This is a genomic window from Myroides phaeus (genome assembly GCF_009799805.1).
GTDB classification, from domain to species: domain Bacteria; phylum Bacteroidota; class Bacteroidia; order Flavobacteriales; family Flavobacteriaceae; genus Flavobacterium; species Flavobacterium phaeum_A.
Genome location: NZ_CP047050.1, coordinates 2,536,910 through 2,550,032, shown reverse-complemented (window position 1 = coordinate 2,550,032; position 13,123 = coordinate 2,536,910). Strand labels below are relative to the sequence as shown.

General features: G+C 34.7%; 15 protein-coding genes. 7 read left to right on the top strand and 8 right to left on the bottom strand.

Annotation, left to right across the window (positions count from 1 at the left end):
* Positions 1-56: 56 nt before the first annotated feature.
* The gene (locus GQS07_RS11430) at positions 57-935 is read right to left on the bottom strand and encodes a diacylglycerol/lipid kinase family protein (RefSeq protein ID WP_158210923.1); all 879 of its coding nucleotides are present in this window, start codon (positions 933-935) and stop codon (positions 57-59) included.
* A gap of 150 nt (positions 936-1,085) precedes the next feature.
* Positions 1,086-1,394: a rhodanese-like domain-containing protein gene (locus tag GQS07_RS11425; RefSeq protein ID WP_090409777.1), complete on the bottom strand. Its 309-nt coding sequence runs from the start codon at positions 1,392-1,394 to the stop codon at positions 1,086-1,088.
* Positions 1,395-1,516: 122 nt separating this feature from the next.
* Between GQS07_RS11425 and GQS07_RS11420 the strand changes: the two genes are divergently transcribed.
* Positions 1,517-2,179 (top strand): thiamine diphosphokinase, encoded by a 663-nt coding sequence (locus GQS07_RS11420; RefSeq protein WP_158210922.1) that lies wholly within the window; start codon positions 1,517-1,519, stop codon positions 2,177-2,179.
* A 116-nt stretch (positions 2,180-2,295) separates the two neighbouring features.
* Here the strand turns inward: GQS07_RS11420 and GQS07_RS11415 are convergent, their stop codons facing one another.
* The 4 genes from GQS07_RS11415 to GQS07_RS11400 all read right to left on the bottom strand — a co-directional run bounded on the left by GQS07_RS11415 (position 2,296) and on the right by GQS07_RS11400 (position 5,262).
* Complete coding sequence (locus GQS07_RS11415; protein ID WP_158210921.1) at positions 2,296-2,877, bottom strand: hypothetical protein; 582 nt, start codon at positions 2,875-2,877, stop codon at positions 2,296-2,298.
* Between the two features lie 83 nt (positions 2,878-2,960).
* A complete protein-coding gene (locus GQS07_RS11410) occupies positions 2,961-3,503 on the bottom strand; it encodes a hypothetical protein (RefSeq protein WP_158210920.1) in 543 nt (180 codons plus the stop codon).
* A 1-nt stretch (position 3,504) separates the two neighbouring features.
* A complete protein-coding gene (gene pncA, locus GQS07_RS11405) occupies positions 3,505-4,116 on the bottom strand; it encodes a bifunctional nicotinamidase/pyrazinamidase (RefSeq protein WP_158210919.1) in 612 nt (203 codons plus the stop codon).
* A gap of 144 nt (positions 4,117-4,260) precedes the next feature.
* Positions 4,261-5,262 (bottom strand): NAD-dependent epimerase/dehydratase family protein, encoded by a 1,002-nt coding sequence (locus GQS07_RS11400; protein ID WP_158210918.1) that lies wholly within the window; start codon positions 5,260-5,262, stop codon positions 4,261-4,263.
* Between the two features lie 155 nt (positions 5,263-5,417).
* On the opposite strand from GQS07_RS11400, the gene GQS07_RS11395 reads away from it, so the two are divergent.
* Entirely contained in the window at positions 5,418-5,960 is a 543-nt protein-coding gene (locus tag GQS07_RS11395; RefSeq protein WP_158210917.1) for a DUF1697 domain-containing protein, read from the top strand.
* Between the two features lie 57 nt (positions 5,961-6,017).
* Here the strand turns inward: GQS07_RS11395 and rocD are convergent, their stop codons facing one another.
* Positions 6,018-7,259, bottom strand: coding sequence for an ornithine--oxo-acid transaminase (gene rocD, locus GQS07_RS11390; RefSeq protein WP_158210916.1), 1,242 nt, complete (start codon positions 7,257-7,259; stop codon positions 6,018-6,020).
* Positions 7,260-7,785: 526 nt separating this feature from the next.
* On the opposite strand from rocD, the gene GQS07_RS11385 reads away from it, so the two are divergent.
* Together GQS07_RS11385 and smpB are read left to right on the top strand one after the other, a co-directional pair.
* Positions 7,786-8,367, top strand: a complete 582-nt coding sequence (locus GQS07_RS11385) for a porin family protein (protein WP_158210915.1) — start codon at positions 7,786-7,788, stop codon at positions 8,365-8,367.
* Between the two features lie 100 nt (positions 8,368-8,467).
* Positions 8,468-8,920, top strand: coding sequence for an SsrA-binding protein SmpB (gene smpB / locus GQS07_RS11380; RefSeq protein ID WP_090409763.1), 453 nt, complete (start codon positions 8,468-8,470; stop codon positions 8,918-8,920).
* 61 nt (positions 8,921-8,981) lie between these two features.
* Here smpB and GQS07_RS11375 read toward each other — a convergent pair whose 3' ends face one another.
* Positions 8,982-9,623: a protein-L-isoaspartate(D-aspartate) O-methyltransferase gene (locus GQS07_RS11375; protein WP_158210914.1), complete on the bottom strand. Its 642-nt coding sequence runs from the start codon at positions 9,621-9,623 to the stop codon at positions 8,982-8,984.
* 150 nt (positions 9,624-9,773) lie between these two features.
* On the opposite strand from GQS07_RS11375, the gene GQS07_RS11370 reads away from it, so the two are divergent.
* From GQS07_RS11370 to GQS07_RS11360, 3 genes are all read left to right on the top strand, one after another.
* Positions 9,774-10,739 (top strand): Gfo/Idh/MocA family protein, encoded by a 966-nt coding sequence (locus GQS07_RS11370; RefSeq protein WP_158210913.1) that lies wholly within the window; start codon positions 9,774-9,776, stop codon positions 10,737-10,739.
* 28 nt (positions 10,740-10,767) lie between these two features.
* On the top strand, positions 10,768-11,655 hold the full coding sequence (locus tag GQS07_RS11365; protein ID WP_090409757.1) for a 3-hydroxyacyl-CoA dehydrogenase family protein: 888 nt from the start codon (positions 10,768-10,770) through the stop codon (positions 11,653-11,655).
* A gap of 243 nt (positions 11,656-11,898) precedes the next feature.
* Complete coding sequence (locus GQS07_RS11360) at positions 11,899-13,116, top strand: DUF1015 domain-containing protein (RefSeq protein ID WP_158210912.1); 1,218 nt, start codon at positions 11,899-11,901, stop codon at positions 13,114-13,116.
* Positions 13,117-13,123 lie beyond the last annotated feature (7 nt).

Sequence of the window (13,123 nt, the reverse complement as noted above, 5' to 3'; positions counted from 1 at the left end):
TAAGTAAAGGAAAATAATAGGCTAAAGTTTACCCTTAAATGGTAAGAAAAACCCTATTAACACAAGACTTTCAGTGCTCCTTGTAAAACTTTTATTTCAAATTTATTTGTGTCATATTCATAATACTCTCCATCCATTTGTAAACCATTCTTTTCTTGGTCTACTATCTCTACTTGTATTACATCTGTTTGAACGTAATCTGTCTTTCTAAACTTTTCTGTTTTTTTAAGTAGTACGTACAAACCAAAAGTTAATTGTTTTAATAGCCCAATTCTTGGAACCATTAAATAATCTAATTTTCCATCTGTCAAACTCGCTTTTGGAGTTAACGACATACTGTATCCCATTTCATTCGAATTTGAAATGAACAGTAATAATGGGTTTACTTCTTTTGTCTCTCCATTATAGGTAACAAGCATTTTTTTTGCTACGTATTCTTGTGCTGAGTTTAAGGCAGCATTGATATACGCACCTAATTTGCGTTTCCCTGACTTTTCATACTTATCAATAATAGTTGCATCTATTCCGAAGCCCATATTACTAAAGAAATACTCACCATTAACACTTCCTACATCCATACTAAAGATTTTACCATCTCTAACGCGCTTAATTGCTTGTTCGATGTCTTTAGGAATAGAAAGGTTTGAGGCAAGCCCATTTCCAGAACCAACAGGTACAACACCAAATGCAATATTTGTGCCAACTAATTCTGTTGCTACTTCGTGAATGGTTCCATCTCCTCCACAAGCCACAATTACATCTGCTTGTGCAGCAATCGCTTGTTGTGTTAATTCGATAGCGTGCTTCTTATAAGTAGAAAATGATACGTGTATATCATATTGAGATTCATCAAAAAAAGGCTTGATGTAATCTAATGTAATATTGTGTTTGCCTTTTCCTGATATAGGATTAACGATAAAATATATTTTTGTCATAATTACTAATACTAAAGCATTGAAATCTGTAAAACACGTTTATTTATGCTTTGATCGAGCAAATATACAAAGGCAAAATTGTATATGCTACTTAAAAAAGATAATAGAACTAAAAAGAAAAAAAGTCAACCGAAGTTGACTTTTAATACTTTATTTAATTGGTCCTTCCCACTCTGTAATTCCTCCTAAAAGGTTGAAAGTGCTGTCAAAACCTAATTGTCCCATTAATAAACAAGCTTGGTTACTTCTTCCTCCTGATTTACAGTAAACGTAGTAACTTTTTGTCTTGTCTAATTTTTCGATCTCGTCTAAGAATCCTTGTCCTTGGTAGATATCTATGTTGATTGCTCCAGGAATTGATTTTTCTTCTACTTCTTCTTCTGTACGAACGTCTAATATAACAGCGTTAGCGTCTGCTTGCGCATTTTCCCACCACTGCTCTTGTGATAAATTTGCCATTTTTTCAAATCTAATGTTAAGTATCCAAATATAAAGTTATTCTGTTGTTTGGCGAATTTTTTTTTATTTTTTTGAGTAAATGTTAACCTTTATACTTTAATTTGCTTTTTAAAATTAAGACAATGTCATCACATCATATCGTCAGAGACGACCAAGAGCCTGCTTTAATCATTGCTAATGGAGAGGCCTGCGACCGAAATTTAATGGATCAACTATTAGAATGGTCTCCTCTTGTGGTAGTATTAGATTCTGCTATTGAGAGGGTTATAGAATTAGGGATTAAGATAGATGTTTTAATCGGTGATTTTGATAGAGGGTTTGATGCAGATGCTTATCGCGAAAAACAATACCCTATTGAGATTGTACACGTGGCGGATCAGGAGTCAACTGATTTAGAAAAAGCATTTAGATATTTGATCAAACGCGGTATTCCTGCTGCAAATGTTATTTGGGCAACGGGTAAGCGTGCTGATCACACAATTACGAATATTACGAATATTGTAAAGTTTAAGGATCAACTTAAGATTACGTTGTTTGACGATTATTCAAGAATATATCCTTTGCCAAAATTGTTTAAGAAATGGTATGAAAAGGATACTATTATCTCTTTAATTCCCATTGGTACTGTAAATGGAATTATCACTGAAAACTTGTTGTATCCGTTGAAGAACGAATCTCTTGTTTTGGGTGATCGTACAGGAAGTAGTAATTCTGTTTTGGCAGATGGACTCGTTACAATCGCTTATGAAGAAGGTGATTTGCTAATGATGGAATGCCACGATTAAGAAAGGTTTATTGTATTTTATATAATTTTTCAAGAAACATAGTAGCGCTATAAAACTAAAAAGCCCGACTGCATAAGTCGGGCTTTCTAATAATAGTATTCTATTTATTTCAATAATTATTTCCCTAAGAAAATTTGGAAACCAACAGCAACACCTAAACCACTTTGTTTAGCTACTGTTCCTTTGTCAGATTTACTGTAGTTGTATCCAAGTGTAGCTTCTAAAGCAACGTTACGACTTACAAAGTGAGAATAACCTCCTGCAATTCCAAATGCGAAAGAAACATCGCTATCAGTTGCTGAGTAACCAGTTACACCAACATCACCTTGTCCAAAGAATCTACCTGTAGCACTTGCTCCTTCTGGGAAGTAGTATCTTACAAACGGTGCAAATTTATAGTTCCAGATGTTATCTCCATCTTTTACTGTTTCAATTCCACCACCTACTTCTAAACCAATTGCAATTCCGTCAGACACGAAGTACCCTGCTCTTGGCATAACATCAAGACTGAAGCTTTCTTTTTCGAAGCTATATCCTGTAGAACCAACAGATGCACCAACTAACCAGTTTCCTTTTTTGATTGGAGTTGTTCCAACTTTTTCAGACAATTTTGGAGTCTCTACTGGTAATTTGCTTTGCGCATTAGAAGTTAAAATTCCACCTACTAATAAAGCTGCTAATAAAGTAATTTTTTTCATAAATTTCAATGTTTAGTTTTTAATCTGTGTTTTAAACTTAAAAGTAACGAGTGCTAATTTACTGAAAATAATTGTTAGATTAACTAATTTTGTGACAATAATTCTTTTTTAAGCAATAAAAAGTCCTTATTGGTATTGATTAAACCTTCAATAAAATATGCTCTTGCTTCTTCTATGTCAATGAAGTCAAAATGCTTGTACCATTGGTCTGATTCCACTATTTCCTTGAGTTTTGTTATCCTCTTGGCAGTATCATTTGCAGTCCTTAGCAGATTGTTTTCATTATTAAGACAACCTTTGTGCTTAAAAGTCACATCTTTTTTTACTGAATCATAGATAATTACATATAAAGCTTCGTTTTCATTGTTGGGAAAGAAGCTGTCCCACGTTGCATAAGCTAAGCAATAAACATTGTTTTTTTTCTCTGTACTAATCAACTTCCAACGGCAGTTAGCTGCTCTACCCCAGTGGTTTGCGTATCTGGCTACTCCGTTTTCGTCAAAGTAATACATACTCCCCGCTTTGCTCTTATAACTTGGCTCGCGACCAGCTATAAAAGAATCAGAAATTTCTTTCCATTCACAGTAAGTATGTTTAAAAAAATTGTGTTTATTGTATTTTTTCATTCTAAAAAAGGTCTTTTTTATCTTCAATTATATTAATTCCAAGCTCTTGCATAGTAGCTTTAGCTTGTACCAATCCTTCTGCTGTGATTGGTTTGGTTGCAAAGTCAAGGAAATAGGTGTCTATTCCCGCTTCTTTGGCATCTTTTGCCGTGAAATACACACAAAACTCTGCGGCTAATCCACAGATGTATAATTCACTTATGTTTTTATCTTTTAAATAACCTAATAATCCGGTGTTTGACAATTTGTTATTGTCATAAAAACCGCTGTACGAATCTACTTCTACATTCATTCCCTTTCTAAAGATAGCGGCCACTTTATTGTTGTCCCATGCTGAAGTAAATTCTGCTCCTTTTGTACCTTGAACACAATGTTCTGGCCACAATACTTGAGGAATGCCATTTAAGTCTATTACGTCAAACAATTGATGAGTAGGATGTTGTACAGCAAAACTTTTGTGATTGGCAGGGTGCCAATCTTGTGTTGCTACTATCAAATCAAAGTTGGGTTGAATGTCATTAATAACATCAATAATCTTATCTCCATCTGCTACAGCAAGACTTCCGCCTGGTAGGAAATCATATTGTAAATCAACAACTAAAAGTGCTTTCATTATTTATAATGTATTTGGTAGTTAAATAGTTATTTGCAAATTACTTTAAAATAAAGCCGTCTGAATGCTCAAAAATACGAAAAATAGCTCGTATTTCTATTGTGGCGAGGGCGTCAGCTACGGTGTTTAAAATCTGTTTAAGGGCTATTTATTATATTCCTCTTGTAAGTACACCAAGGCTTCTATAACTGCCTGTGTACCTGATTTAGGATTAAACCCTAATTCTGTTTTGGCTTTTGTAATGTCAAAATCTTGTTGTAGTCCCGCAAACATTTTAATCTCTTTTGGGGTAACCATCGGTGCTTTGCCACTAATTTTAGAGAGCATTTCCAATAGCCAAGCTGATGCTAATAATACAGACTTGGGCACTTTCATCGGTGTTATCAGTTTTAGTTCCGGATAAAGTTGTTGTGCTATTTGTATTGTTTGCGTAAGGGATAAACACTTTTCATTTGCTAAGATATAGCGCTCCCCTGCTCTTCCTTTTTCTGCTGCAAGCCAACAGCCTTCGGCAACGTCTTTTACATCTACCCAATTGACCGTAATTCCAGTATCTACAGGAACGCGATTCTTTAAAATGGTCAGTAATACGTTATAGGAGGTGTTTATCGGCGCAAAGGCTTTGCTTCCAATCATAGCAGATGGCATAACAGCTGTTAGCGCAATACCATACTGTTTGGCTAAGTCAAAGGCGAGCTTTTCGCTATCATTTTTAGAGTTGTAATAAGTATCTAAGCGATTTGTGTTGTACCCATTATCCTCTTTTGTAGGCATTTGATCGTAGTTTAATGCCGCAATTGAGCTAACGTAAACAATGCGCTTTACTCCTGCCTCATAAGCCGCTTCAATCACATTTCGCGTACCCATTAGGTTGTTGTCGTAAATTTCTTTCTGAGGGTCCTTTGCCCAAAGTTTAAAATTAGCAGCAACCGCATAAAACACATCAACTCCTTCTAATGCTTTGACAAAGGATGTCTTGTCTAACAAATCTGCATAGACAAGTTCACAATCCAATCCCTCAAATGGTTTCGTATTGTTTACGTTGCGAACTGTTGTCCTTACTTTGATTCCCTTTGATAAGAGTAGTCTTATTAGGTTATTGCCTAAATGTCCGTTTCCTCCTGATACGAGTGCTAATTGTTGCATTGTGCAGTAAATTGAAATAGTGTTGCCAACAAAGATAATGTTGTTTTAATTAGTTTGCGCGTAAAACAATCCAGCTTGTAAGTAATCACTTTGTTTTATCTGCTACTATAACCTATTGCTTTTTTCAGAAAGAGAATTACATTTGGAAAAAAAATATGCCTGTTTACATCTCTCTATTAAGAGCAATCAACGTCAGTGGTAAAAATACCATCAAGATGAGTATGCTGAAATCGTTATATGAAGAAATTGGCTTTACTGCTGTAACTACTTATATACAAAGTGGTAATGTAGTATTTAAAAGCCAGCACGCTGACACTGAATTTATCTGTTCACAAATCAAAGCAGGTATTCTCGCTGCGTTTGGATTGGATATTACGGTGATTGTTTTAACGGAATCACAATTAGCAGAGGTTATTAAACAAAATCCCTTTCAAAACGTAGCCGATGAGAAACAAGTGTACATTACTTATTTCGAGAAGGCAGTACAAGCTGTTTCAATGGCGGAAATAACAAGTAAGGCAACGACAGGTGAACAGATTGAATTTACGTCTGAAAATGCCTATCTCTATGCTGCCAATGGATATGGAAAAACGAAACTGACGAATGTTTTCTTAGAAAGGAAATTAGGTGTATTAGCTACAACGCGAAACTGGAATACCACGCGTAAACTTTATGAAATGACTCAGCTAATTAAATAGCATAAAAAAACTCGCACCGTAATAGTGCGAGTTTTCTATATCAGAGACTGTTAAGTCCTATTTTTCAAATTCTTTTAATGTTTCAGTGATGATACGTACACAGTCCAATAACTGCTCTTCGTTCATTACTAAAGGTGGCGCAAAACGGATAATGTTTCCGTGTGTAGGCTTAGCTAATAAACCGTTATCACGTAATTTTAAACAGATATTCCAAGCCGTATCGCTTTCTTCTGTATCGTTGATAAGGATAGCGTTTAATAACCCTTTACCTCTAACCATTGAACAAATAGTACTATTTGCAATGTATTTGTTTAATTCTGCTCTAAATAATTGTCCTAATTTCTCAGCGTTATCAGCTAATTTCTCATCAAGAACAACGTCTAATGCAGCAATTGCAACAGCAGCAGCAGTTGGGTTACCTCCAAAAGTAGAACCGTGTTGTCCTGGTTTGATTACGTTCATAATCTCATCATTTGCTAATACAGCAGAAATAGGATATGCACCACCAGACAATGCTTTACCTAATACAAGGATATCAGCTTGTACATTTTCGTGGTCAATAGCCAACATTTTTCCAGTACGAGCAATACCTGTTTGTACTTCGTCAGCAATGAATAATACATTGTGTTGTGCACATAAAGCTTTAGCTTCAGCTAAATATCCAGCGTCTGGTACATATACTCCAGCTTCTCCTTGAATTGGTTCTACTAAGAAAGCTGCAATATCAGCACTATTTTCTTCTAAAGCAGCACGTAATGCATCAAGATTGTTGTATTCTACTCTAATGAAACCATCTGTATAAGGACCGTAGTTTTTACGAGCATCAGGATCATTTGAGAAAGAGATAATTGTTGTAGTACGTCCGTGGAAGTTGTTTTCACAAACGATAATTTTCGCCTGGTTTTCAGCAACTCCTTTTTTCTCGTAAGACCATTTTCTTGCAAGTTTTAAAGCTGTTTCTATAGCCTCAGCCCCTGAGTTCATTGGTAATACTTTGTCAAAACCGAAAAGTTTTGTGATTTTTTCTTCATATACCCCTAATTTATCGTTGTAGAAAGCACGTGATGTAAGCATTAATGTGTTTGCTTGATCCGTAATTGCTTTTACGATAGTTGGGTGACAGTGACCTTGGTTTACAGCTGAGTAAGCAGATAAGAAGTCATAGTATTTTTTACCTTCAGCATCCCATACATATACCCCTTCTCCTTTAGCTAATACTACTGGTAGTGGGTGATAGTTGTGTGCTCCGTATTTATTTTCTAATTCAATCGCTTGCGCTGATGTAAGTTTTTGTGACATGATAATATAGTTTTTCGTGTGTTTTTCTTCTTGCAATGTAATTCTTTTTTCATCAAATCTGCAAATGAAAGGTATAAGAATACATAAGAAATAAGATATTCTTAGTAAAAAGCTCTTTCAACTAATTAATAAACAATAAGTAAAGTTGTTTTAGTATTTGTGTTATAAAATTGTTTATTGATTCCTTTAGGACTATTATTATTGACTTCGTCGGACTTAGTTCGAGACAAGTACCACATTGGTACCACACTCCTTCGGTAAAAAAGCTTATTTCCGAGGGAATGTGGTACTTATGTCGAACTAATGTCGAACATAATATAAACAAAAGTAGATTAAATATAGTGGATGGTTAAAGGTTTAAAAATCTAAGAGAGAAGAAAACTTGAATCGCAAGGTCGATTATGGTAGTGCTTTGACAGGATATGAAATGAGGCCTCTTGTGCATAAAATGTAAAATATGCAATAAAAAGGTACATTTACCTTATATTTTAATTAAATTAGCCCTGAAATATAAAAAACACTAACTATGAAAAACTACTTTTATGCATTAGTTGCGGCAGTATCTTTGGCTGGTTTTGGTGCTCAAGCTCAATCTCCATCACCACTACACGTGGGGATTAAAGCAGGTGCTAACTTCACAGATATGTCAACTTCTTTAAAAGACTACAACAGTAAAAGTTCTACGGGGTTTGCGGTTGGAGCAATGGCGCGTTTTGATATTAAAAAAACGTATTTACAAGCAGAACTTCTTTATTCTGAGAAAAATGTAAAGTTTGAGGGAACTTCTGATGTGACTTCTAAAATGAAGAATTTAGAAGTACCATTGGTAATTGGTCATAAATTTATCAACCTTCCTTTACTACATTTAAGAGGTTATGCGGGTGGAGTTTATACAAATATGGTTGGAGATAACTTCAAAGCGAAACAAGTTGGTGAGGTGTTTGACAACTTTGATAAGAACAATATCGGATACCGCGTTGGTGTTGGTATTGATGTTTTAAAGTTTACGTTAGACGTTTCTTATGACGGTGGTTTCAACAACGTAAGTAAAGATTTCAAGACAAAACCAAATACTTGGATGGTTTCTTTAGGATATTTCTTCCTATAACTGAACGAGTTAAATAATAATTCAAAGAGCTGTGTGTAAATACAGCTCTTTTTGTTTTAAATATATTCTACTCACATTAAAAATTTCTTATTTTTGTGCTATGCAAAAGAATATAAACATATTAAATAAAAGAGCAAGGTTCGATTACGAGATACTGGACAAGTACACGGCTGGTATTGTATTAACGGGAACTGAGATTAAGTCTATCCGCTTGGGTAAGGCTAATATTGCTGAAAGCTTTTGTGAGTTTCAAGGACACGAATTATTTGCTATTAATACACAGATAGAAGAATACGCACATAGTAAACATTTTAACCACAAGGCTAAGACTGAGAGAAAGTTACTTTTGAATAAAAAGGAATTAAAATCTCTTTTGAAAAGTGTGCAAAACAAAGGACTGACCATTGTTCCATTGAGACTATTCTTAAATGAACGTGGATTGGCTAAATTAGAAATTGCTCTTTGTCGTGGTAAGAAAAACTACGATAAACGTGAAACTATAAAAGATAGGGATACTAAGCGCGATATTGATCGATTGAAAAAATCACATTAGTATTGACTTATTGTAATACAAAAAAGAGGCTGTAATTTTTAAGATTACAGCCTCTTTTTATTTAGTTTTTATTTTCTAACATGGGAACAAACTTGAAATCACCGTGTTCGTATTTCTCAAAATGCGTTTCACTGACGCGGATTAATTCCGTCATTGTTTGGTCATTATCGCCAATTGGAATAATTAACCTCCCTCCTACGTTTAATTGTGCCATTAAAGGTTGTGGAACAAAAGGTGCTCCTGCTGTTACGATTACACCATCAAACGGCGCGTAATTCGGCAGTCCTTTATAGCCATCTCCAAATGTCATTAACTTAGGTCTAATACCTAATTTAGGCAATAAAGTAGATGTTTTTCTAAATAATTCGTTTTGGCGCTCAACACTGTAAACTCTTGCCCCCATTGCTACTAAAACGGCAGTTTGGTAGCCACTTCCCGTTCCTATTTCTAATATTTTATCGTCTTTCTTTACTTGTAGTAGCTGAGACTGAAAAGCTACAGTATAAGGATGTGATATGGTTTGTCCAGCTCCGATAGGAAAAGCAGTGTCTTGATAAGCGTAATCCTCGAAGCTTGAGTCTAAAAATAAATGTCTTGGCACTCTTCTAATGGCTTCTAAAACATTTGAATCAACAATTCCTTTTTGTCTAAGTATTTCAACTAACTGGTTCCTAAGACCTTGGTGTTTTGCAGAATCTCTCACTTTTAAATGGTTATTTCCTGCAAAATAAGCAATATTTTATATTAAAAGCAATGTTAAAAGCGTTCTTAAAAAGAATTGGCGAAAAGTTTACCCTAATATATTCAAACATTCGCTAAATAAATTATATTTTTGTTTTCAAAATCTGGTTTTATGCTTAAAGTTGGAGTATTGGGAGCAGGACATTTAGGTAAGATTCACCTTCGTTTGCTTAACCAATCTGAAAAATATGAATTAGTAGGATTCTATGATCCTTTCAAAGAGAATGCAGAGAAAGTTGCTGCTGAATTTGGATATAAGAATTTCGAATCAATACAAGAATTAATAGATGCTGTAGATGTTATTGATATTGTAACTCCTACACTATCTCATTTTGACTGTGCTAAGTTGGCTATTGAGTCAGGGAAACACGTATTCCTTGAGAAGCCAATTACAAATACAGTTGAAGAAGCAGAAGAAATTATTGCTTTAGCTAAGAAGCACAATGTTCTTGGGCAAGTAGGTCACGTAGAGCGTTTTAACCCTGCTTTTCAAGCGATAAGTTCAAAAATTGAAAATCCGATGTTTATCGAAACGCATCGTTTGGCAGAGTTTAATCCTCGTGGAACGGATGTGCCTGTAGTATTGGATTTAATGATTCACGATTTAGATGCTATTTTAAGCGTTGTTAAATCGCCTGTGAAACACGTTAGTGCTTCTGGGGTATCTATTTTGAGCGAGTCTCCAGATATTGCTAATGCACGTATCGAATTTGAAAACGGATGTGTGGCTAATGTTACTGCAAGCCGTATTTCAATGAAAAATATGAGAAAATCTCGTTTCTTCCAAAGAGATGCTTATATCTCTGTTGATTATTTAGAGAAGACTTGTGAAGTGGTTAAAATGAAGGATGCTCCTGAAGTTCCTGGTGATTTTGACCTTATTCTTCAAAATGCAGAAGGTGTTAAGAAACAAATCTATTATGACAACCCAGAAATTTTAGCGAATAATGCTATCTTAGATGAGTTGGAAACTTTCTACGATGCTATTGTAAATAAAACAACTCCAATTGTAACGTTAGAAGATGGTACGAAAGCTTTGCGCTTGGCTCACCAAATTATCGATGCTTTTGGTAATTAATATTAACTAAAAACTAAAAACAATCATTATGAAAAATATTGCCGTTATTGGTGCAGGAACTATGGGGAATGGTATTGCTCATACTTTTGCTCAAAAAGGTTTCAAAGTTCTTTTAATTGATATCTCTGATAAAGCGATTGAAAGAGGAATGAATACAATCTTGAAAAACTTAGATCGTATGATTTCTAAAGGAACAATTACTGAAGCTGATAAAAAAGCTACTATTGAAAACATAGTTACTTTTACAGATGTAAAAGATGGTGTGGTTAACGCTGACTTAGTTGTAGAAGCTGCTACTGAAAACGTACAATTAAAACTTAATATATTTAAACAATTGAGTGAAGTTTGTGATGAGAACGTTATTTTGGCGTCTAACACTTCTTCTATCTCTATTACTCAGATTGCTTCTGTGGTTAAAAATCCAGAGCGAGTGATTGGTATGCACTTTATGAACCCAGTGCCTATTATGAAATTGGTTGAAATTATTAGAGGTTACAATACTTCTGACGAGGTTACAAAGAAAATAATGGACTTGTCTAAGGCTTTAGATAAAGTACCTACTGAGGTAAATGACTACCCAGGATTTGTAGCTAATCGTATTTTAATGCCAATGATTAACGAGGCTATTGAAACACTTTATAATGGTGTAGCTGGTGTAGAGGAAATAGATACAGTAATGAAGTTAGGTATGGCTCACCCAATGGGACCATTACAATTAGCTGACTTTATTGGTCTTGATGTTTGTTTATCTATCTTAAACGTAATGTATGACGGATTTAAAAATCCTAAATACGCACCTTGTCCATTGTTAGTAAATATGGTAATGGCAGGTAAATTAGGTGTGAAATCTGGTGAAGGATTTTACGATTACAGTGAAAGCAAAAAGGCTGAGAAAGTAGCTAAAATGTTTTCTTAAGTAAGAATTGAAGAAACAAAATAATTTATAAAACAGAAGAGTGTTTGCCTTGGTCAGACACTCTTTAACCCAAATTGCACAGGAGATGTATAGGTGAGATTGTGATGCTTGGTAGTTGTTACGGCTAAATAGAGATAACCCCTTATTTCTGATTAGCTTAGGAGCAACTGTAAAGTATTTCTAACTACCGGTAAAAAGATCTGTTGTGCAGTTTGGGTTTAATATTTTTGATACCATATTAGAATGGCAAAGATTATCCCTTTTAAAGGTTTGCGCCCTACGCGTGATAAAGTTGGTTTGGTTAGTTGTAGATCTTTTGAGGACTACAATGCAGTGGAAATAGCGTATTTATTAGATTACAACCCGTATTCTTTTTTACACGTGTTGAACCCTGCTTATGTTAATCCTCAGAAAGTTACGTATGATAAGAGGTTTAAAATGGTGGCTGCAAAGCTAAAGGATTTTAAAAAAGAAGGTATTCTTGTAACGGAGGATAAGCCTATCTTTTACTTATATCAGATAACTACTAAATCATGGCAATTTACGGGTATTGTGGCGGGTACTTCTATTGAGGATTATCAGAGTAATGTGATTAAAAAACACGAGGATACACTGGAATACAGGGTTAAATTGTTTAAAGAGTATTTATACCACAGTAGATTTAACACAGAGCCTGTATTGATGATGTACCCTGATCAGAAAGATATTGATCAGTGGATTACTAATCACAAAGCGAATAAACCTTTGTATGACTTTACTACGGTTACAAAGGAACGCCATACTATTTGGAAGATTGATGAGGACACGGACATCAGTTGGTTGTGTCAACAGTTTGATAAAGTGGATGAAATCTATATTGCAGACGGACATCACCGTTGTGCTTCTGCTGAATTGTTGCAGACGGAGCACAAAGACAATCCTCAAGGACACGACAACTCTGTTATGACTTTCTTAATTGCGGAAAACAATATTAAGATTTATGAGTTTAACAGAATTATCCACGATTTGAATAATCATACAAAAGAGGAATTCTTAGCCTTGTTACAAGAGAAGTTTGTTGTTGAAAATAAGGAGCAACAATTGTGGAAACCAACCAAAAAGATGGAGTTTGGTATGTATTTAGATGGAGATTTCTATGCTTTGAAATTGAAGGAAGTGAAAGAAACGTCTGATATATTACAACAATTGGATGCACAGATTTTATATGATGAAGTGCTACACCCTATTTTAGGATTAGACGACTTGCGTAATGATGCAAGAATTGACTATGTTCCTGGTAATGAGTCGATCGTAAATATCAAAGAATTAGTAGATGATGGTGAATATGAAGTTGGTTTTATGCTCTACCCTACTAATGTTGAAGAGATTAAAGAGGTTGCTAATAACGAACTTATTATGCCTCCTAAGAGTACATATATAGAGCCGAAGTTTATGAACGGGTTGCTTATTTATGAAATTTAAAATAAAA